General features: G+C 60.0%; 14 protein-coding genes and 1 riboswitch. Of the genes, 8 read left to right on the top strand and 6 right to left on the bottom strand.

The window, feature by feature from the left end:
• Positions 1-99: 99 nt before the first annotated feature.
• Positions 100-675: a DUF1572 family protein gene (locus tag ROI90_RS16270; RefSeq protein WP_315999416.1), complete on the bottom strand. Its 576-nt coding sequence runs from the start codon at positions 673-675 to the stop codon at positions 100-102.
• 35 nt (positions 676-710) lie between these two features.
• Positions 711-1,565: a DUF5694 domain-containing protein gene (locus ROI90_RS16265; RefSeq protein WP_315999415.1), complete on the bottom strand. Its 855-nt coding sequence runs from the start codon at positions 1,563-1,565 to the stop codon at positions 711-713.
• Between the two features lie 399 nt (positions 1,566-1,964).
• Positions 1,965-2,056, top strand: a riboswitch (SAM riboswitch).
• A gap of 479 nt (positions 2,057-2,535) precedes the next feature.
• Here ROI90_RS16265 and ROI90_RS16260 point away from each other — a divergent pair.
• From ROI90_RS16260 to ROI90_RS16240, 5 genes are all read left to right on the top strand, one after another.
• Entirely contained in the window at positions 2,536-5,562 is a 3,027-nt protein-coding gene (locus ROI90_RS16260) for a SusC/RagA family TonB-linked outer membrane protein (RefSeq protein WP_315999414.1), read from the top strand.
• Positions 5,563-5,701: 139 nt separating this feature from the next.
• Positions 5,702-7,057, top strand: coding sequence for a RagB/SusD family nutrient uptake outer membrane protein (locus tag ROI90_RS16255; protein ID WP_315999413.1), 1,356 nt, complete (start codon positions 5,702-5,704; stop codon positions 7,055-7,057).
• 38 nt (positions 7,058-7,095) lie between these two features.
• Positions 7,096-8,130 (top strand): ATP-grasp domain-containing protein, encoded by a 1,035-nt coding sequence (locus ROI90_RS16250; protein ID WP_315999412.1) that lies wholly within the window; start codon positions 7,096-7,098, stop codon positions 8,128-8,130.
• Between the two features lie 6 nt (positions 8,131-8,136).
• Positions 8,137-9,162 carry an LLM class flavin-dependent oxidoreductase gene (locus tag ROI90_RS16245; RefSeq protein WP_315999411.1) on the top strand — a complete coding sequence of 342 codons (1,026 nt, stop codon included), beginning with the start codon at positions 8,137-8,139 and terminating at the stop codon, positions 9,160-9,162.
• A gap of 126 nt (positions 9,163-9,288) precedes the next feature.
• A complete protein-coding gene (locus ROI90_RS16240; protein WP_315999410.1) occupies positions 9,289-11,928 on the top strand; it encodes a M14 family zinc carboxypeptidase in 2,640 nt (879 codons plus the stop codon).
• Positions 11,929-12,118: 190 nt separating this feature from the next.
• On the opposite strand, the gene ROI90_RS16235 is transcribed toward ROI90_RS16240, so the two are convergent.
• The 4 genes from ROI90_RS16235 to ROI90_RS16220 all read right to left on the bottom strand — a co-directional run bounded on the left by ROI90_RS16235 (position 12,119) and on the right by ROI90_RS16220 (position 16,355).
• Positions 12,119-12,616 carry a hypothetical protein gene (locus tag ROI90_RS16235; protein ID WP_315999409.1) on the bottom strand — a complete coding sequence of 166 codons (498 nt, stop codon included), beginning with the start codon at positions 12,614-12,616 and terminating at the stop codon, positions 12,119-12,121.
• Complete coding sequence (locus tag ROI90_RS16230) at positions 12,616-14,244, bottom strand: acyl-CoA carboxylase subunit beta (protein ID WP_315999408.1); 1,629 nt, start codon at positions 14,242-14,244, stop codon at positions 12,616-12,618. The genes ROI90_RS16235 and ROI90_RS16230 overlap by 1 nt, the downstream gene beginning before the upstream one ends.
• Positions 14,245-14,465: 221 nt before the next feature.
• Positions 14,466-15,521, bottom strand: coding sequence for an MlaD family protein (locus ROI90_RS16225; protein WP_315999407.1), 1,056 nt, complete (start codon positions 15,519-15,521; stop codon positions 14,466-14,468).
• A gap of 15 nt (positions 15,522-15,536) precedes the next feature.
• Positions 15,537-16,355 (bottom strand): N-acetylmuramoyl-L-alanine amidase family protein, encoded by an 819-nt coding sequence (locus ROI90_RS16220; protein ID WP_380230177.1) that lies wholly within the window; start codon positions 16,353-16,355, stop codon positions 15,537-15,539.
• A 99-nt stretch (positions 16,356-16,454) separates the two neighbouring features.
• Between ROI90_RS16220 and ROI90_RS16215 the strand changes: the two genes are divergently transcribed.
• The 3 genes from ROI90_RS16215 to creD all read left to right on the top strand — a co-directional run bounded on the left by ROI90_RS16215 (position 16,455) and on the right by creD (position 21,862).
• Positions 16,455-19,310, top strand: a complete 2,856-nt coding sequence (locus ROI90_RS16215) for a putative LPS assembly protein LptD (protein WP_315999406.1) — start codon at positions 16,455-16,457, stop codon at positions 19,308-19,310.
• Between the two features lie 150 nt (positions 19,311-19,460).
• On the top strand, positions 19,461-20,276 hold the full coding sequence (panB, locus tag ROI90_RS16210) for a 3-methyl-2-oxobutanoate hydroxymethyltransferase (protein WP_315999405.1): 816 nt from the start codon (positions 19,461-19,463) through the stop codon (positions 20,274-20,276).
• Positions 20,277-20,389: 113 nt separating this feature from the next.
• Positions 20,390-21,862 (top strand): cell envelope integrity protein CreD, encoded by a 1,473-nt coding sequence (gene creD / locus ROI90_RS16205; protein WP_315999404.1) that lies wholly within the window; start codon positions 20,390-20,392, stop codon positions 21,860-21,862.
• Positions 21,863-21,865 lie beyond the last annotated feature (3 nt).

The following is a 21,865-nucleotide window of genomic DNA, read 5'->3' as shown; positions in this document are numbered from 1 at the left end:
CTTGGCCCCGCCCGCCGCTCGTGCCTTCCCGGCCCGGCAGTAACGGCGCGATGCGCGCCCACTGCGCGTCGGTCAACATGTACTCCATTCCCAAACATACTAGCCACTGTTAACACTTCCTAGAAACTCGTCGGTGAAATGGGCGCGGTGCGGCTCCTGCGCAAACTTCTCGGCATTGTAGGCCGCCGAGTTGCCCCGCGGAATAGATAACGACTGCCACTGCTCCGCCTGCACGAGCTTCCCGATGTACACAATTTGCCCCACGTGGTAGGGGTAGTGCGCCAGCTGCCGGTTGATGGCCTCCGTAACGGTGTGGCCCTGGTTGCGGATGTACACCGGCTGGTCCCAATTGGCGGGCGTCAGGGAGTCGAGGGCGGCCAGCAGGCAGCTCCACCCGGCTTCCCAGCGCTCCAGCACCTCGGTCCGGGTGTGCAGGTCGTTGTCAAACTCGGCTTCGCGCTGCCGCCAGGGTTTTTCGCCGTCGGTGGTCAGGAAATCGGTCCAGCGGGAGAGCATATTGCCCCACAGGTGCTTCACAATGGTAGCAATGCTGTTGCTCGCGGGGTTGGGCTGCCAGAACAAGGCCTCATCGGGGAGTTGGGCAAACGTCTGGGAGCCAAGCAGCTGGTAATAGGCAAACTGCTTGCGGGCACTGGTCAGAAAATCGGCATCCATCACGAAACGGGCATGAGGTACAACAATACGAACGGCTACTTCTTCAGGTACTTCCGCGACTCCACCACCCGAAACTCCGGGTCACTGGCGAAAATGCTTTGCAGGGAGCCAATGTGCGCCGCCCCAAACAGCGCCAGCACCCGCTTGGGCCGGGTTTGCAGGGCCTGCACCACCACGTTGGAGTAGATTTTATAGTCGCGGTTTTTGAACACCGAAATCAGCTCCGCCCCAATGTAGCGGGGGTTGATGAAAGCCGTGTCCACGGCCGCATCGGGGTTGGTGAAGCGGCTGTTTACCACCCGGGCCGGCGTCACGTAGCGCAGCCGGTACACCAGGTTGTACAGCTCTGGCTGGTTGATGGCGGCCAGGTAGCGGTACAGGGGCAGGCTACCACCCTCTAGTTCCGCCTTCAGGCTACTCGCTGCTTTGCTCAGCTCCTGCCCGGCCTGCTGGTATACCTCAATGTTCTGGCCGGTGCGCAAAATCCCCTGCGACGTACCGCCCGGAGCATTGGCGCAGTAAATGTTGGGTAGCTGCAGCTGCTTACCCAGCCGGAACGCCACCTGGTAAATCTCGCTGCGGCCGCCGGGCAGGGCGGCCAGAGCCAGCTTGTCTTGGCGGTACAGGGCGTAGAGGCTGTCGATGCGGGGCTGCTCCTCGGGCAGGGCTTCCACCACCAGCATATCGGGCTGGTATTTGGCAATGGCGGCCGTGAAGCGGCTGATATTCTGCTGTCCCTGGGGCGTCAGCACGTCGGTAGTGGGCTTGTCGGCTTTATAAATCTGGTTTAGATGGTCGCAGCCCACAATCATTACATCAGTAGCGGGTTTCTGGGCCAGGCTGGCATAAGAAAAGGCCCCAAACAGGAGGGTAAAGCAGGCTTTCTTCATGAATAAGAAGTAGATAATTGGCTGGAAGTGCGAGTTACACTCAATTGTCGATTTTTCAGCGGGAGGCCGATGCTTATGTCGGTAGTTGCCTAGGGTAGGCTGGGTGTAAGCAACACTTGGCGACACCCCGCATAGAGGACGCCTATTGCCCCACGAAACGTTGCCCGACTGTATCTGAGGCAGGATCATTCCGCAGAAAAATCAGCCCAACTAAACCGATAAAGCGGCCATTCGCAAACCACAGAATATAGCTTTAACGAGGCCGATAAGCGGCATTCTGGGCGTGGGTGACCTTGAATAGATGACGGGCAGAAGGCCGGCGTTGAAAATAAAAATTTGGTTTTTCGAAATACGCGCCAGTACATTTGCACCATCAATTCTTTACCCCACAAAGGATTGTTTTTATACAGAGGCGCGGAGAGACAGGCTCGATGAACCGCCGACAACCCCCGGAACATCCGGAACGGTGCCAAGTCCTGACCATATAAAAACAACAACGCCGTGAAGTCCTTCACCAGCACCCCCAGCAGTACCCGTACCCGCGCATCCGTACAGCATGGATGTTGTGGCCTGATGCGTGGCTCCGTCTGTATGCGGATGGTGGGCATGGGCTGCTAAGGCGTCGGGAATTTCCCTTTCTTGCTTTTTGCTTGCCGGTAGAGCAGAGCGGTAGCGCGCCATTGCTCTACGCAGTACCCGGGCCTAGTAGGCCCGCGGGGTTTTTCTGTGCGCCGACTGCTTCGGCCCCAGGATAGCCAGTTCCTCCCTACTTGCTCTCTCCGCAAACTGCTAGTTCCGCCGGCCCCTTGCCGGCCTGCTGGCCCCCGGCTGTGCACAAGCCAGGTGTAGGAGTGGAAGTTGTGCCCCCAGGGTTTTCGCCTTTTTGGTATTCACCTCCCGACGCGCCGGCGCGGCCCCTGAGTGGGCTGCTGTTATGGCTGCGCGTGCTCATCCCTTGCTTTTCCTGCATATGAAATCCTCTACCCTTCTGGCGGTGCCAGCAGTGGTGGCAGGCCTGGCCCCGGCGAGTTTCGCCCAGACGGCCGCCTCCCCCATCACCGGTACTATTGTGGATGCCACGGACCGCAGCCCGTTACCGGGCGTTACGGTGGTGGTCAAAGGCACCACCGTAGGTGCCTCTACCGGCCCCGACGGCACTTTTTCCCTGACCCTGCCGCCCGGCAGCAGCACCCTGACCATTAGCGCCATTGGCTACGAAAGCCAGACCGTGGATGCCTCCGCCGGCCCGGTGCGCGTGGCCCTCAAAGCTGATGTGAAGCAGCTCTCGGAAGTGGTGGTGACGGGCTACAGCGAGCAAAACCGCAAGACCCTGACCAGCGCCATCAGCTCGGTGAAGGGTGATGCGCTCAAGGACATTCCGGCGGCCAGCCCCGACCAGCTCCTGCAGGGCAAAGCGCCCGGCGTGCAGGTATCGGCCAACTCCGGGGTGCCGGGCGGCGGTATTTTTATCCGCATCCGGGGTAGCAACTCCGTGAATGCCAGCAACGACCCGCTGTACGTGGTGGATGGGGTGTTCATCAACAACACCAACCTAATTGCCACCGGCCTGGGCAACCAGGTTTCCAGCAACCCGCTGGCCGACATCAACCCCCAGGATATTGAGAGCATCGAAATCCTGAAGGACGCCAACGCCACGGCCATTTACGGCTCCCGCGGGGCCAATGGGGTGGTACTCATCACTACCAAGCGCGGCAAGGCCGGCGACAAAACCCGCATTACCTTCAACACCTACCACGCCTGGTCGGAGGCCCCCAAGCAGTATGACCTAGTAACGGGCCCGGAGCTGGCCCAGCTGGAAAATGAGCGGTTTTTGAATGACGGCGGCAACCCGACCCAGTTGCCCTACCGCCCAACGGCCGCCGGGGGGCGCGGCCTACCCGAGGAGCAACAAACCTACGACCGGCTTTCCGACGTGTTTCGGACGGCCCAGACCCAGAGCTACGAGCTGTCGGCGGCCGGGGGCTCGGCTAAAACGCAGTTCTACATCGGAGGCGGCTATTTCCGGCAGGAAAGCATTGCCCGGCCCACCAACTTCGACCGGTTTAGCCTGCGGGTGAACCTGGATAACTCCGTGACCGATAGGCTGCGCATTGGAACCAGTACGGCCCTCACGCGCACCCACCGCAACGTGAGCAGCAACGACAACAACCCGGTGGGCGTCATCAACTCGGCCCTGTTTCCGCGCACCAACCTGCCGATTTACAACCCCGATGGTACCTACGCCAAGTACGGCTCCTTCGATAACCACCAGGCCCTCATCGACAACCTGAACAATGATGCGGTGGGTTCGCGCGTCATCTCAAACGTGTACGGGCAGTACCAGCTGGGCAAGCACTTGACCTTGCGCAGCAGTTGGAGCATCGACTTCAACGACATGTACGAGAACAACTTTAACAACACGCTCATCCTGGCTGGGCAGCCCCGGGGCACGGCTACCTCCTTCCTCTCCCGTGACATAACCCTGCTCAACGAGCAGACCCTGAATTACTCGGTTGATTTCGGCGAGAACCACTCCCTGCAGGCCCTGGTGGGCAATACCATCCAGAAAAACACGTTCCAGCGCACCAGTCTGGCGGGCCAGCAGTTCCCCAGCAATGACCTGACCAGCATTGCCTCGGCGGCTACCCAAACGGGCTCCTCGTCCCGCTCCCAGGCGGGGCTGTTGTCGTTTTTCGGCAAGGCTACCTACAGCTTCAAGCAGCGCTACACCGCCGACGTGAGTTTGCGGGCTGACGCTTCCTCCCGCTTCGGGGCCGATAACCGCTGGGGCTATTTCCCGGCCGTGGGCTTGGGCTGGCGCCTAAGCGAGGAAGAATTTATCCGGAATCTGAACGTGTTTCAGGAGCTGAAGCTGCGCGGTAGCCTGGGCAAAACCGGCAACCAGGCCGGCATCAGCGACTTTGCCGCCCGCGGGCTGGTGCAGGGCGGGGCCAACTACCTCGACTTGCCCGGCACTACTCCCCTGCAACTCGCCAACCCCAACCTGAGCTGGGAAAGCACCCGGCAGTGGAACGTGGGCCTGGACGCGGCCGTGCTGCAAAACCGGCTGCTGCTGGAGCTGAACTACTACGACAAGTACACCTCGGGCCTGCTGCTGAACGTGCCGGTGCCGCGCAAAACGGGCTTTGCCTCAGTGGTGGAAAACTACGGGGCCGTGAGCAATAAGGGCGTTGAGGTGCAGCTGACCGCCAACTGGCTGCCCCGCACCTCGGCCGTGCAGTGGAGCACCACCGCCAACGTGGCCCGCAACGTGAACCGCATCGAGAAGCTGGCCGCACCCATTACCTCGGGCTCCCGCGACATTTTCCGGTTGCAGGAAGGCGCGCCGCTCTACTCCTTCTGGCTATACCACCAAACCGGCGTGAACCCCGAAACCGGCGACGCCCAGTACGAGGACGTGAACGGCGACGGGCAACTATCGGTGGCCGACCGACGGCTGGTGGGCAACGCTTGGCCCGACTACTTCGGGGGCCTCACCAACTCGGTGAGCTACAAAGGGCTGGATGTTGGCTTCACGCTGAACTTCGAGCAGGGAGCGAAAATCATGAACATGAACCGCTTCTTTCTGGTGCACGGCGGCACCCAGAGCAACATTGGCTACCTGCGCGAGCAGCTGGACCGCTGGCAGAAGCCTGGTGACCAAACCGACATTCCGCGCCTAACCACCAACCCGGCCAGCAACAACTACGGGGGCGTGGTGCAGAACCTGAGCGACCGGTACCTGGAAGACGGCTCCTTCCTGCGCCTGCGCACCCTTTCGCTGGGCTACACCGTGCCCCAGCAGCTCGTGAGCCGAGCCCGCCTCAACTCCCTGCGCGTGTACGTGCAGGCTGCCAACCTCTTCACCATCACGCCCTACTCCGGCCTCGACCCCGAGGTGAACTCCCAGAGTGGGGTGAGCAACACCAAAAACTTCGACTGGGCTACCGTGCCCCAACCCCGCACCTTTCAGGTGGGCCTTACGGTGGGCTTATAACCAAGACATAAGCCCGTCATGCTGAGCGCAGCCGAAGCATCTCTACCGCTTCGTCCACACGATTGAGTTAGCCCGCAGTAGAGATGCTTCGGCTGCGCTCAGCATGACATTACACTCTGTTTTTCAGAATCTGACTTCGATGAAATCTTCGCTATACCACTTGCTGTTTGCCGCCGTACTGGGTGCTTCTACCCTGAGTATTTCGGCTTGCAACGATTTGTTGGACCCAACGCCGGTGCAGCAGCTTCCCGACGACCAAGCCATTACTGATGCCAGCAGTGCCCGCTCCGCCACCATTGGCGTGTACGACCGGGTGCAGGCCTACTACCAGCTGAACTGGCCGGTGCTGGGCTTTCTGCCCGGCGAGAATGTGCGCTTTAACGGCACGCTGAACCAGTTTCTGCAGATTGACCAGAACCAGCTCAGCGCCGACAACGTGCTGATTACTGAGGCCTGGACCCAGATGTACCAGGCCGTGAACGGGGCCAACAACGTGCTGGCGGCCCTGCCCGGCATCAGTGACCCGCTACTAACCCCGGCCGAGAAAAACCAGCTACTGGGCGAAGCTTACTTCCTGCGGGCCCTGGTGTACTTCGATTTGGGCCGGGGCTGGGGCGGGGTGCCGCTGGTGCTCACGCCCACCCGCACCAAGGAAAACGGCCGGGGCACCCGCCGCAGCACCCGGGAGCAAACCTACGACCAGGTGCTGGCCGACCTCACCCAGGCCGAAACCCTGCTGCCCGAGGCTGCCACCCGCAACCGGGCCGTGAAAGCCGCCGCCCGCGCCCTGCGCGCCCGCCTGCACCTCTACCGCCAGCAGTGGGCTGAGGCCGAAACGTACGCCAACCAGGTAATAAGCAGCAGTAACTACGGCCTGGTAACGCCTTACCGCACCATTTCCACCGCGCCCTTCCTGAGCCGGGAGTCGGTGTTTGAGCTGACGTTTAGCAACTCCGACGCCAACACCATGTGGAACAACTGGTTTCCGAGTGCCTTGGGCGGACAGTTCAACTTCCAGCCCGTGCTCGCCGCCATTGCCCTGCTCAACGACCCCGCCGTGGGCGGTAGCCGCTCGGCCTTGTTGGGCACCACCACTATTGCCGGGGCCAGCGTCACCTACGGCAACCTCTACAGCCGCTCGGCTCAGCGCGACGACCCTAGCTATGTGCTGCGCCTGGCCGAGCAGTACCTCATTCGGGCCGAGGCCCGCGCCAAGCAAGGCAAGCTCACCGACGCCCTGGCCGATTTGAACGCCGTGCGCAGCCGCGCCGGGGTGCCGGCAAGTACCGCCGCCACCGCCGACGCCTTGCTGCTGGCCATTGAAAACGAGCGGCGGGTGGAGTTTGCCTTCGAGGCCGACCGGTGGTTTGACCTGGTGCGCACCGGCCGGGCCGGCGTGGTGCTTGGCGTTACCGACCAGCGCCGCTGGGTGTTTCCCCTACCCTTCAACGACTTGGTGGCCGACCCCGACCTGGAGCAAAACCCCGGCTACTAGCCTGATTTACCCTTTTTTCTTCTCTCACATTTCAGTTCATGGCAAATTCCCCCAAACCCATCGGCATCTATTTCGAGCACCCCGAGTGGTTCAAGCCCCTGTTTGCGGAGCTGGACCGCCGCGGTCTGGCCTACGAAAAAATTGACGCTGCCCACCACCTCTTTGACCCCTCCGAAACCGAAAGCCGCTACTCGCTGGTGGTGAACCGCATGAGTTCCTCGGCCTACCTGCGCGGGCATGGCCAGGGCATTTTCCACACGGCCGGGTACGCTACCCACCTGGAACGCATCGGTACGCGCATCATCAACGGCTCGGCGGCTACGGCCATCGAAACCAACAAGGCCCGGCAGCTCAGCCTGTTTGCCTCCCTGGGGCTGAAATTTCCGAAGTCGTTTGTCATCAACCACGCCTCCCGCGTGCCCGATGCGGCTAGGCAGCTACAGTTCCCCATTGTGGTGAAAGTGAATATCGGGGGCAGCGGCGCGGGCATCATCCGTTTTGATACCATAGCGGGCGTAGAAGCCGCCGTGCAGGCGGGCCAGATTGACCTTGGCATCGACCAGACGGCACTGGTGCAGGAGTACGTGACGCCCCGCGGCGGCCACATTCACCGCGTGGAAACCCTGAACGGCAAGTTTCTCTACGCCATGAAGGTGTACACTACCGGGGAGAGCTTCAACCTCTGCCCGGCCGAAATCTGCCAGATTCCGGAGGAGCCGGCGGCCGGTGACTTTTGCCTAACGGAAGCGCCCAAGAAAGGCATTCAGGTGGAAGCCTTTACGCCCCCTGCCGAGGTGATTGAGGCCGTGGAGCGCATTGTGGCCGCCACCAAAATCGACGTGGGCGGCATCGAATACCTGATTGACGACCGGACCGGCGACGTGCTATTCTACGACATCAACGCCCTGTCCAACTTCGTGGCCGACGCCGTGAACGTGGTGGGCTTCGACCCCTACGCCCGCTTCGTGGATTACCTCGAAACCCAGATTGGCACCCCCAACCCCGTCAGCCAGCCGGCCTCTGCTGCTGCTATTTCCTCCACCCAACAGCCGGTTGCGGCTTCTATTCACTAAGTAATCATGCGGTACGGATATTGGATGCCCGTTTTTGGCGGGTGGCTGCGCAATGTGGAAGACGAGAACATGCGCGCCGATTGGGACTACGTGAAAACCCTGGCCCAGCGCAGTGAGGACCTGGGCTACGACCTGTCCCTGATTGCCGAGCTGAACCTCAACGACATCAAGGGCGAAGAAGCCCCGAGCCTGGATGCCTGGAGCACGGCGGCGGCCCTGGCAGCCGTTACCAAAAAGATTGAACTGATGGTGGCCGTGCGGCCCACTTTCCACTCCCCGGCGCTGCTGGCCAAGCAGGCTGCCAACATCGACCACATCAGCAACGGCCGCCTGAGCCTGAACGTGGTGTCATCGTGGTGGCAGGATGAGGCCACGAAGTACGGTGTGCACTTTGAGCAGCACGACGACCGGTACGCCCGCACCGCCGAATGGCTGCACGTGGTGGACAACCTCTGGAAGCAGGACCACTTCACCTTCGAGGGCCAGTTTTACAAGGTTACCGACTCCATTCTGCAGCCCAAGCCGGTGTCGCGCCCCCGGCCGTTCCTCTACGCCGGCGGTGAATCGGAGGCGGCCAAGAACCTGATTGCCGCCCAGTGCGACGGGTACGTGATGCACGGCGACGACCCGCAGGCCATTGGCCGCCGCATTCAGGACCTAAGCCAGCGCCGTGAGAAGCTGGGCTTGCCACCCATGAAGTTCGGGGTGGCCGCCTACAGCATTGTGCGCAACACCGAGCAGGAAGTGAAACGGGAGTTGGAGCGCATTACCAACGTGCAGGGTTCGGCGGCCGGTTACAAAAACTACCAGCAGTGGCTGGCCGGCACCCAGCTCGAAAACCAGGTGAGCTTGCAGGATTACTCAGTTTCTAACCGAGGCCTGCGCTCCGGCCTCACGGGCACGCCCGACCAGGTAGCCGAACGAATTGCCGCTTTTGAAGCCGTGGGCGTGGATTTGTTCCTGCTCCAGTGCAGTCCGCAGCTGGAAGAAATGGAGCGGTTTTCGGAAGCCGTTATTCAGGTGCTGGCCTAAGGTCCCGTTTCCAGGCCGGGAGTGGGTTCAGGGCCTACTCCCGGCTTTTTTGTGCGCTGACTGCCGTTGCTCCACACCACCATCTAGTCGTAAATACCTGTTCTTCAGCTCTCTATTCATTTTCGTATGTTGAAAGCACTATTCAGTACGACGGCGCTGGCCGTGGCCTTAGCGGCCCCGGCGGCAGCCCAGAACCCCTATTTCTTTCCGGGGGCCTCGGCCGCCAGCTTCGACCCGGCCGTGCCCACGCCCGAGCAGTTTCTGGGCTACCCCATTGGCTCGCACTACACTCGCACCGACCAGATTGTGGCCTACCTGCGGGAGCTGGACCGGGTTTCGGACAAGGTGAGCTTGCGCGTAATTGGGACGACGTTTGAGCAGCGCCCTCAGGTAGTGGCCACCATCACCGCCCCCGAGCACCAGCAGAACCTGGCGGGCCTGCAGCAGGCGCGCAGAGCCTTGGTAGACCCCAAGCTGGCCGCGCCCGACTACCGCAAGCTGCCGGTGGTGGTGAGCCTCAACTTTGGGGTGCACGGCAACGAAAGCTCGTCGTCGGAAGCGGCCCTGCTGCTGGCCTACTACCTTACGGCCTCCACCGCCCCCGAAACCAAGCAGTGGCTGGAGCAGGCCGTTATTACCATCGACCCGCTGGAAAACCCCGACGGCCGGGACCGGGCCTCGCACTGGTTCGACCAGAACAAATCCTGGCCCAATCCCACCGACCCGCTGGACCGGGAGCACACCGAAGCCTGGCCGGGCGGGCGCACCAACCACTTCTATACCGACCTGAACCGGGACTGGCTGGCCCTCACCCAGCCCGAAAGCCGGGCCCGCATGGCCTTTTTCCATGAGTGGTACCCCAACGTGATGATTGACTTTCACGAAATGGGCACCAACGGCACTTACTACTTCGAGCCCTCCAAACCCTTCAGCACCGAAAACGACCTCATACCCCGGGCCACCTACGAGGTGCTGAACGTGCACCTGGCCAAGTACTTCGCCAAGTCCTTGGATAACCTGGGCTCGTTGTACTGGACCAAGGAGCAGTTCGATAACCTCTCGCCCATCTACGGCTCTACTTACCCCGATTTCCAGGGCGGTGTGGGCATTACGTTTGAAGTGGGCAGCTCTCGGGGACTGGCCCAAGAAGGCAGCAACGGCGTGGTCACGTTTCCGTTCACCATCCGCAACCACGTAGCCACCGGCCTGGCTACGGTGCGCGGGGCCGTGGAGGAAAAAGACCTGTACCTACGCCACCAGCGTGACTTTTTCACCTCGGCCCTCACCGATGCCCGCAAGTTCCCGACCAAAGCCTACGTGTTCGGCAACGCCCAGGACGAGACGCTGACCAACCGCTTCCTGAACTTGCTGCTGCAGCACAAGATAGAGGTGCACGCGCTGGGTAAGAACGTGACGCTGGACAAGCAGGAATTCCGGACCGGCAAGGCCTACGTGGTGCCCGCCGGCCAGCCCCAGTACCGGGTGGTGCATTCCCTATTCGAGGAGCTGACTACCTTCCACGACAGCGTGTTTTACGACGTGACGGGCTGGAGCCAGGCCCACGCCTACGGGTTGCCTTTTTCTAAGCAGAAAAATACCGCCCTGGTGCAGGGTGCCCCCGTAACGGCCCCGCTGGCCCTGGCCGGCACCGTGCGCGGCGGGCAGAGCAGCTACGCCTACCTGCTGCCCTGGTCCGACTACAACGCTCCGCGCGCCCTGGTGGCGTTGCAACGGTCCGGCATTACAGCCAAAGTCAGCTTCAAGCCTTTCCGGGCCGGTTCTACCGAGCAGCCCACCGACTTCGGCTACGGCACGCTGGTTATTCCGGTAGCCGCTCAGAAACTACCCACCGACTCGGTGTTTCAGGTGGTGAGCCGGGTGAGCCGACAGCAGCAGGTGACGTTTACGGGCGTGGGCACTGGCTTCAGCCTGGGCGGCATCGACCTGGGCTCAAACAACGTGCGGACGCTGCCCGAAACCAAAGCCGCCCTATTGGTAGGCCCCGGCCTGAACGCCTCCGAAGTGGGCGAAGCCTGGTTCGTGGCTAGTCAGCAGCTAGGTTTGCCTTTGACGCGCCTGGAGTTGAGCAACTTCGGCCGGGCCCCGCTGGGCCGCTACAACAGCCTAGTGCTGGTGGGTGGCTCCTACGCCGCCCTCGACAAAGCTGCCGTGGACAAGCTGCGCCGCTGGGTGCAGGAGGGCGGCACGCTCATCACCCTGAAAAACGCCTCCGAATGGGCCATCAAGCAGGGCATTGTGAAGGAAAAGCTGCTGATTCCGGCCAATGGAGGCTGGGCCGATACCACCGCCACGACGGCTAAAGGCAAGAGCCCAGCAGCCCAGCGCCTCGACTTCGTGAGCCAGGAGCAGGAAGGCACCCGCGCCATTGCCGGCTCCATCTACCGCGCCGACGTGGACATTACCAACCCCATCGGCTTTGGCCTGCCCAGCCGGCAGCTGTACGTATTTCGCAACGGCACCACATTTCTGCGCCCCAGCCGCAACCCCTACGCCACCGTGGTACAGTACACGCCTAGCCCGCTGGTGAGCGGCTACGTTTCCCAGAACAACCTGCGGCAGATTCGTAACTCGGCGGCCGTGGTAGTGAGCAAGGCCGGCGCAGGCCGGGTAGTCCTATTCGCCGACGACCCCAACTTCCGCCACTACTGGCACGGCACCTCCCGCCTGTTCGCCAACGCCCTCCTGCTGGGCCCGCTGTTGAACCTACCTGAAGGCCCCGCCGCCATTTCGGCTGAGGAAGAATAGAATAAAGCTTCGTTCACGAAACAGGTTTGGTTCTAAAACACAATGACCCACTGTACCTATTGGTACGGCGGGTCATTACTGTTTATGTGCGCTAAAAACAAGCTTCTACAGGCAGTGTGAGCTAGGATAAAGAAAGTGGTTTTGCCTGCGCCATTTCAGCCAGTTAGTAGGTAGCGGGGTTTCGTACGCTCTACTGGTGGGAAGTCAACAGATCATCAGGAGTCCGTATGATTCTACCCTCCGGAAAGGCTCTTAGAAAGTGATACCCTAGACTTTCATCCCGAAACTTTACCTGTGTGAAGGTGCTATCAAAGGCTATTATTTCGATTTCAGAAGCTGCCAATTGGAACACCTCTGGTTCTGTCCAAATCTGCCGATTGCCATCGGCGTAAGGGACTTCATCAACAGTCAAATTAGGAACGTCTCCTGTTATCCCACAGAAAACGCCCCATACTACTTGCACACCCTGGTTGGCTATGGTGTCATACAGCGTTTTGCCAGATACTACCGCGTAAGAATAGTAGTGCTCCATCTGACTTTGCCAAACTTCTACCATCGGCACAAACTCATTGAGATGCCAGCATTCCAGATTGGAGATAATCCAGTTTAATTCTTCGATCTGGGGCCGAATTGCCGGCAGAATTCTACCCAAATCCGTCTGCCACCCTTCCTCTAATAGAATAGTCATTACACCTGAATCACTCCCACGTTATACGCCTTTTCAATTGGCGCATGATTCGCCATTGAAATACCTTGGGAAATGAGGTTGCGGGTTTCCAGCGGGTCGATGATGGCGTCGACCCAGAGGCGGGCGGCGGCGTAGTAGGGTGAGAGCTGCTCGTCGTAGCGGGCCTTGATCTTGTCGAACATTTCCTTCTTAGCTTCTTCCGTCAGCTTTTCACCCTTGCCCTCGGCAGCGGCTACCTGAATTTGGAGCAGCGTATTGGCGGCGGCGGCTCCGCTCATCACAGCCAGCTGGGCCGTGGGCCAGGCCACAATCAGGCGGGGGTCGTAGGCTTTGCCGCACATGGCGTAGTTGCCGGCCCCGTAGCTGTTGCCCACAATTACCGAGAACTTGGGCACCACGGAGTTGGCCATGGCATTCACCATTTTCGCCCCGTCCTTGATGATGCCGCCGTGCTCACTCTGGGAGCCCACCATAAAGCCCGATACGTCGTGCAGAAACACCAGCGGAATCTTCTTCTGGTTGCAGTTCATGATGAAGCGCGCAGCCTTATCGGCCGAGTCGGAGTAGATAACGCCGCCCATCTGCATGGCGCCCTTCTTGGTCTTCACGATTTTGCGCTGATTGGCCACAATGCCCACGGCCCAGCCATCAATGCGCGCCAGCCCGCAAATCAGGCTCTGGCCGTAGAGGTCCTTATAGGGCTCAAACTCCGAGTTGTCCACCAGCCGGTTGATGATGTCCATCATGTCGTAGGGCTTGGCGCGGTCGGCGGGTAGCAGGCCGTATATTTCCTTCTCATCCTGGGCCGGAGCCTGGGGCGCTTTGCGCGAGAAGCCGGCCGTGGCCTGCCCGCCCATCTTATCAAAGATGTTGCGAATGTGGTCCAGGCACTCCTCGTCGTTCTGGAACTTGTAATCCGTTACGCCCGAAATTTCGGAGTGCGTAGTGGCCCCGCCCAGCGTTTCGTTGTCGATGCTTTCACCAATGGCCGACTTCACCAAATAGGAACCTGCCAGGAACACCGAGCCGGTACCATCCACAATCATGGCCTCGTCGGACATAATGGGCAGATACGCCCCGCCGGCCACGCAGGGGCCCATAATGGCGGCCAACTGCACGATGCCCATGCTGCTCATCACGGCGTTGTTGCGGAAGATGCGGCCGAAGTGCTCCTTATCGGGGAAAATTTCGTCCTGCATGGGCAGGTACACGCCCGCCGAATCGACGAGGTAGATGATGGGCAGCTTGTTTTCAATGCTGATTTCCTGGGCGCGCAGGTTCTTCTTGGCTGTAATCGGAAACCAGGCTCCGGCCTTCACGGTGGCGTCGTTAGCCACCACCACGCACTGCCGGCCCTGCACCCAGCCAATCACCACCACCACGCCGCCGCCGGGGCAGCCGCCTTCCTGCTGGTACATCCCTTCTCCGGCAAACGCGCCAATTTCGACGGTTTCTGAGCCCTTATCCAGCAAATAGTCAATCCGCTCCCGGGCGGTGAGCTTGCCCTTGGCTTTGTGGGCCGCAATGCGCTTTTCGCCGCCGCCAAGAGCCACTTTCTCCAGCCGCTTTTTCAGCTGGAAGTTGAGTTGCTTGGTGCTGTCTTCGTTCTTATTGAATTCGAGGTTCATTTGGGGTGGGTGGGAATGGGTGGGGGCGGTGAATTTGTGAAGTGGTGAAGGGTGAATTGTATGTTCCGATAATGTACGCTAGGTTATTCGCACCGCGAAGGCCAGCAGCACATCAACTCACCATTTCACTACTTCACCACTTCACCTCTCGGTAGAAGCAAAAAATCCGCCCCTCGCGGGGCGGATTCAAAGGTAAGAGGAATGCCGTTTGGGGAAGGCACTTACTTGACGGTCGTTTTCACCTCAGTTTCGGTGGTAGTGCCGTTGGGCTTCACGGTAGTCGTTTCCACCTCCTTCTTAGCTTTACCACCGCCGCCAAATACCGAGAAGTGCACGTAGTTCTTGGGGTTGGCCTTCAAATCCTGCAGCAGGGCGTTGGAGCTTGCAGCTGTGGCGTTGAGGTTGTTATAAAGCGTGGAGTCGCTGATAAGCTTACCCAAGGAGCCTCTCTGGTCCGAGAGGGAGCGGTTGAGCGTAGTCATCGTTTGCTGAGCCTCGCCCATGGTGGCGTTGAGCTTGCGCATGGCCGGGCCCACCGGAGCGCCTTTCAGCGAGTCGCTGAGGGTGGAGAAGTTGCTGGCAATCCGATCAAACTTGGCGCTGGTTTTATTCAGCTCCGACGTTAGGCGGGCCATGTTGGTGGTAATCTGGTTGATGTTGCGCTGGTTCATCAGCAGCAGGTTTTTCAGGGCCTCGGTGCTGCCCTGGGCATTCAGCAGCGTGGCCTGCAGACTTACTTTGGCATCTTTGTTCAGGAAGCCGTTTACCTTAATTAAGGTAGAATCGACGGTACCCAGCACGGGCAGGGCTTTGGCCTGGAAGGCGTCGGTGATGCTGGCCACAGTGTAGGACTTCAGGGTTTCTCCCCCATCAAACACCTTGGAGTTCTTGCCCAGAAACAGCGTAATAGTTTTCGAGCCCAGCAGAGAGCCGCTCAGCGAGGCCACGGTGGAGTCGCCCACTACTACGCCTTTCTGCAGCTCTACGGCCACATTTACGCGGTTACCTTCCTCGGGCACGAGCACCATCTCCTTTACCTGCCCCACCTTGATGCCGTTCAGGATAACCGGGTTGCCCACGTTCAGGCCGTCCACGTTGTCATACTTGGCGTAGTAGGTACGGTCCGAAGACAGGATATTACTCCCCTTCAGGAAGTTAAAGCCCACAATGAGCAGGGCAATGGCCACAATGCCCAGCAGGGCTACTTTAATTTCTTTCGACACGGTGGTCAGCGGTTGGTTGGAGGGAGAGTCAGAAAGCCGGAGGCCGGGTTGCATAGCCCGGCGGGGGGGTTACTCGCCCGAGGCGGCTTCCAGCTCATTCTTGTAGTCGCGGAAGGCCCGGTAAATACCCGAGGCCATATACGTCTGATTGGCCTTATCGTTCAGATACTCTTCTTCCTGCCGGTTCGTGAGGAAGCCCGACTCAATAAGTACCGCCGGCATAGTAGATTTCCAGAGCACCAGAAAGCCCGCCTGCTTCACGCCCCGGGAGGGCCGGCCCACCGTGGTGCGAAACTGCCGGTCTACCTGCTGGGCAAACCGGATACTGTTGACCATGTGGGCACTTTGGAACAGGGAGAACAGAATATGGCTCTGGGGCGAAGTAGGATCGAAGCCGTTGTAACGCTCCTTGTAGTTGTCTTCCTGCAGAATTACCGAATTTTCGCGCTTAGCTACGCTCAGGTTGGCGTCCGTCTTGTGCGGCCCCATGGTCCAGACTTCCGTGCCGTTCGCGGAGGCGGCGGAGGCGTTGCAGTGGACGGAAATAAATAAGTCGGCGCTATTTTTGTTGGCAATTCCGGCCCGGTCGGCCAGCTCCACGAATACGTCGGTTTTGCGGGTGTACACCACCTTCACCTCCGGCATATTCTCCTCTATCTGCCGGCCCAGGGCCAAGATAATTTTTAGTGCTACATCCGCTTCGCGGGCTTTCACGCCGGCGCAGCCTCTATCCTTGCCGCCATGCCCCGCATCTAGCACTACTGTTCGCAGCCGGTACCGCACGGGGGCCCGCTCCGCCCCGGCCGTTGGCGCGGCCGGAAGCTGGGGAGAAGTAAAGCCGGCGAGGACTAAAAGGGCCGCCGCACCCAGAGCGACAATATTCCGCACGGTGTTCGTTAGTTGGGGCAGCGACCCGCTACCTTTGCAAACCGCCACAAAATAAACGATAAAAACTACGTGGCCTCATCCGCGCCTGTGTTCCCTCCTATGTTGCGTGCGTTCTGGCTGCTACGGCGGCTACCCAGCCTGCTCACGCTTCTGCTGAGCCTGGGGCTCCTGCTGCCCCTGCACGCCCAGCAGCGCCCCCGCACTACCAACGTGCCCACCGATGTGCGCAACACGCCCCCCCAGATTCTGAACCCGCCGCCGGCCGGCCCCGTGCGCGACACCACCGGGCTGGTTACGGGCACCCCCGACTCCTTGCGGGTAGCGGCCGGCGGGCGCAAGGGCGCCGTGGAAACCACCGTCAAGTACAAGGCTCAGGACTCCATCCGGTTTGAGGTGCAGAACAAGCGCGCCATCCTCTACGACAAGGCCGATGTGGACTACGGCGACATGAACCTGAAGGCGGCCCTGATTACGGTTGACTACAGCAAAAACGTGGTAACCGCCGAGGGCGCGGCCGACTCCCTGGGCCGGGTGCAGGATAAGCCCGTGTTTGTGCAGGGCGGCGCTACCTACCAGGCCGGCCGCATCGATTACAATATCAAAAGCAAGCGGGGCCGCATTACCGATGTGGTAACCCAGCAGGGGGAGGGCTACATCCACGCCGAAACCATCAAGAAAAACGACCGGAACGAGCTATTTGGGGTACACGGGCGCTACACCACCTGCAACCTGGAGCACCCGCACTTCTACATCAACGCTTCCAAAATGAAGGTGATACCCGGTGAAAACGTGGTAACCGGCCCCTTCAACCTGGTTATCGGGGATATACCCACGCCGCTGGGCTTTCTGTTCGGGTACTTCCCCACTCCCAAAAGCAAGAGCCGCGCCTCGGGCCTCATCATTCCCACCTTCGGGCAGGCCGCCGACCGGGGCTTTTTCCTGCGCAACGGGGGCTACTACTGGGCTGCCAACGAGCATATTGGCGTGCGCCTCACCGGCGACATCTACAGCGGCAACGCCGACCGGTTTGGGGGCTGGCGGGGTACGGCCGAAATGCAGTACATCACCCGCTACCGCTACCAGGGCCTGTTCACGTTCAATTACAGCTGGCAGCCCACTGAGCGGCTGCTCGGCACCACCGACGCCAATACCAACCCTACCTACAACGTACCCCGCTCTCAGCAGACGTTTGCCCTGATGTGGACGCACACGCCGGTACCGCGCCCCAACGGCGGGCGGTTTTCGGCCAACGTGAACGTGAGCAGCAGCAACGGTGCCTACTACCGCCAAAACTCCTACAACCCGCGCAATTACCTTACCTCGGCGTTCCAGTCCACTATCAACTACTCCAAGCAGCTGCGCTACGCCCCCATCAACTACAGCATCAACCTGAGCCAGAGCCAGAACACGCAAACCGGCACCATGGATTTTACCCTGCCCGATATATCGGCGCAGCTGGCCCGGCAGTACGTGTATGACATCCTGAAAATCCGGCCCCGCAAGGCCTACGAGCAGCTGGCTTTTTCTTACGACCTGACCTTCCAGAACCGTCTCTCCAACAACATTGCGGCCCGGCAAATCAATGGCGGCGCTGTTCCGTTGCTGGGTGGCTCCTCGGCAGCCTTCGTGATGCCCGTAAAGCTGGGCAACCTGGATAAGCTGCTGCGCAACTCCCAAACGGGCATGCGCCACAACTTTGGCATCACGCTGGGCAGCTACAATTTCGCCCACCTCAATTTCAGCCCCGGCGTTACCTACAACGAAATCTGGTATTTCAAGAAGCTGGACTACTCCTACAATGAGACGGCCCGGGCCATTCGGGTGGATACCGTGGCGGGCTTCAACCGCCTCTCCAGCTACAACGCCAGCCTGAGTATGAGCACCAACCTCTACGGTACCTTCGTCCGGAAAGGCACGCACAAAATTCAGGCGCTGCGCCACAAAATCACGCCCAGCCTCACCTACAACTACACGCCTACCAGCTCGGCCCGTAACTCGGGGCTGGAGCGTATTGCCACGCCCGGCCTGCGCGACCCCGCTACCGGCCGATTGTACTCGGAGGGTGAAACTTACATTACCAATGACGGCTTCCTGCTGCCTCAGTACAACGGGTTTGCGTACGGCTATCCTACCTCCACTGAAGTCAGCCAGCTAAGTTTCGCCCTCCAGAACGCCGTGGAAATGAAGGTGCGCAACTCCAACGACACCACCGGTAACACGCCCTTTACCAAAGTAAGCCTGATTGACGGCCTGGATTTCAGCACCGGCTACAACTTCGCCGCCGACCGTCTGAAGCTGGCCCCGCTCAGCTCCACCTTCCGCACCCAGGTAGCCCGCAAGCTGAACGTGACCCTGAACGCCAATTTCGAGTTTTATCAGCGCGACTCCACCGGCACATTGAAAGACAAATTTCTGTGGCAGAACACCAAAAGAATTAAGCTGGCCCGCCTAGCCACGGCCAACGCCTCCCTCTCCTATCAGTTCAACCCCAGCCAGGGCAACAAGAAGTCTACCATCAGCCGCGACGCGGCCCCGGTAAACGACCCGCAGCTGGGCTCACCCCGCGAGCTGAACCCCTACGAGGATTACGTGGATTTCAGTATTCCCTGGGAGCTAAATACCAGCTTTACGGCCTCCTACGCCAACCAGGGCCCGCTGCCAGCCTTGCGGACGCGGCCCCGCAAAGCGCCCTACACGGCCGCTACGCTTAACCTCAACGGCTCCGTAAAGCTCACCGAAACTCTGCGCTTCGGCTTCAGCACCAACTACGACTTCATCAACCGCACGCCCGCCTTCACCAACCTGGACGTAACCAAGGACCTGCACTGCTGGCAGATTACCGGCAACTGGCGGCCCTTTGGCCCCACCCGGGGCTACTTCGTGACGGTGGCGGCCAAGTCGGCGCTGCTTCAGAGCCTCAAGCTCAGCCGTAACCGCACCTTCCTGAACTACTAGCCCGTTTCGGCGCGGCCGAGGAAGAAAGCTAGCCAGCACGCAAAAGCGCGTTTACCAAAAAATCCGCAGCTTTGGCTTTTAATGGTGACCAGGCCATTCGCTTGTGCTGGTTTCTGCCCGTTTTGGTTTTCACTTCCTCCCCCGACTATCATGTCCCAACACAAAGAAGTCAAGCTCGTGACCACGCACCAGTTGCTGGCCATGAAGCAGCGCGGCGAAAAAATATCCATGCTCACCGCCTACGACTTCTCGATGGCGCAAATTCTGGATGGGGCCGGCGTGGATGTGCTGCTCGTGGGCGACTCGGCCTCCAACGTCATGGCCGGCCACGAAACCACCCTACCCATCACCCTCGACCAGATGATTTACCACGCCCAAAGCGTGGTACGGGCCGTAAAGCGGGCCTTTGTGGTGGTGGATATGCCCTTCGGCTCCTATCAAGGCAACTCTTCGGAGGCTCTGCGCTCGGCCATTCGTATTATGAAGGAATCGGGCGGGCACGGCATCAAGCTGGAAGGCGGGGCCGAAATCAAGGACAGCATCACCCGGATTCTGACAGCTGGCATCCCCGTAATGGGCCATTTGGGGCTCACTCCCCAGAGCATCTACAAATTTGGCACCTACACCGTGCGGGCCAAGGAAGAAGCGGAGGCGCAAAAGCTGATTGAAGACGCCCTGCTGCTGCAGGAAATTGGCTGCTTTGCCCTGGTGCTCGAAAAAATTCCTTCCTCCCTGGCCAAGCAGGTAGCCGAGAAGCTGACTATTCCGGTTATCGGTATCGGCGCGGGCCCCGATGTAGACGGGCAGGTACTGGTGGTGCACGATATGCTGGGAATTACCAAGGAGTTCAAGCCCCGTTTCCTGCGCCGCTACGCCGAGTTGGGTGGCCTGATGCACGACGCCGTGCAGCGCTATATTCAGGATGTAAAAGCCCGCGAGTTTCCTACCTCGGAGGAAGCCTACTAGGCTGCGGTTAGGCAGCAAACCCGCTGCTACGCCTAGGTTGTTGAGTCGGCTTGCTGGAGGCAGTAAGCCAACACCAGCCACACGAATTTCGGCCCCGAAACCCGACGTTTTTCATGTCTGCGCCTTCTACTTTTGAACGCATTAATGCGTGGATCCGGCATTCGGTTACCATTAAGCTGCTGTCCATTGGCATTTTGATGCTGTTGCTGCTGATTCCGGCTTCGATGGTAGAAAACCTGGTGCAGGAGCGGGCCAGCACCCGCGACGTGGCCACGGCGGAGGTAAGCGCCAAATGGGGCGGCCCCCAGCAATTTACCGGCCCCGTGCTGGTAGTGCCCTACCGCCGCCTGGAGCGCGACGCCAAGAATCAGTTGCTGGAAACTACCAGCTACGCCTGCTTCCTACCCGATACGCTGTCCATTGATGGCTCACTAGCTCCCGAACGGCGCCAGCGGGGCATTTACGATGTGGTTGTATACAGCTCCCAGCTGCGCGTGAAAGGCAATTTCCAGACTGCTTCCCTGGCTGACTGGAACATAAACCCCGCCGACATACGGTGGCCGGAAGCCTTTGTAGCGGTAGGCCTGTCGGATATGAAAGGAATTCGCAATAGCATTGCCTTGCGCTGGGATGGCCAGCCAATTGCTTTCGAACCCGGTGTCCCCTCCCCCGACGTGATGCCCATATCCTCGGCTCCGCAGAGTAACTCCCTGACCGCCGAGATGCAGTATACCACCCGGTACGCGGGCACCGCCGAAATTGAGGCGGTAGCTGGCAACAACGGCCCGGTCACGGAAGCCATGAGTTCCCCGGTGCCCCTCCCTGACGCCGCTAGCCTAGCCCGAAAGCACACCTTCGAGTTTACTATTGCCCTCAACGGCAGCTCAGCGCTGTTCTTCGCGCCCTTGGGTCGCGAAACCCGGGTTAAGCTCCAGGCACCCTGGCCCGACCCCAGCTTCGGAGGGGCTTTTCTGCCGCGCCAGCACAGCATAACGCCTCAGGGGTTTCAGGCCAACTGGCGCGTGCTTCACCTTAACCGTAGCTACCCCCAACGCTGGCGTACCGCCGACTTTCGCCCTGATGTTGACAACTCGGCATTCGGGGCCCGGCTGATTGTCCCGGTGGATGAGTACCAAAAAAACATGCGGGCCGCCAAGTATGCGTTGCTGCCTATTTCACTCACGTTCCTCATCTTCTTTTTCGTAGAAGTGCTTAACCGCCAACGCATCCACCCCTTTCAGTACATTCTGGTTGGCTTGGGCCTCGTTATATTCTACGTGCTGTTGCTGGCCCTTTCCGAGCACATGCCGTTTAACGCAGCGTACGGCTTAGCTGGGTTGGCCATCATTGGGCTTGTCACGGCCTATGCTGCCAGTATATTCCGGCAGCGTCGTCTCACGCTTATCACGGCTGGCGTACTGCTGCTGGTGTATGGCTTTGTGTTTGTAGTGTTGCAGCTCCAAGACTATGCCCTGCTCATTGGCAGCCTGGGGCTAGTGCTGGTGCTGGCTACCGTGATGTATCTCTCGCGGCGCATCAATTGGTATGATACCAAAGATGCCGCCGCCGAAACTTCAGTTGCTTAATTT

It is taken from the genome of Hymenobacter endophyticus (assembly GCF_032464715.1).
In the GTDB taxonomy this organism is placed as follows: domain Bacteria; phylum Bacteroidota; class Bacteroidia; order Cytophagales; family Hymenobacteraceae; genus Hymenobacter; species Hymenobacter endophyticus.
Note: the sequence above shows the minus strand (reverse complement) of the source record. Positions and strands in the feature narration are given on the sequence as shown.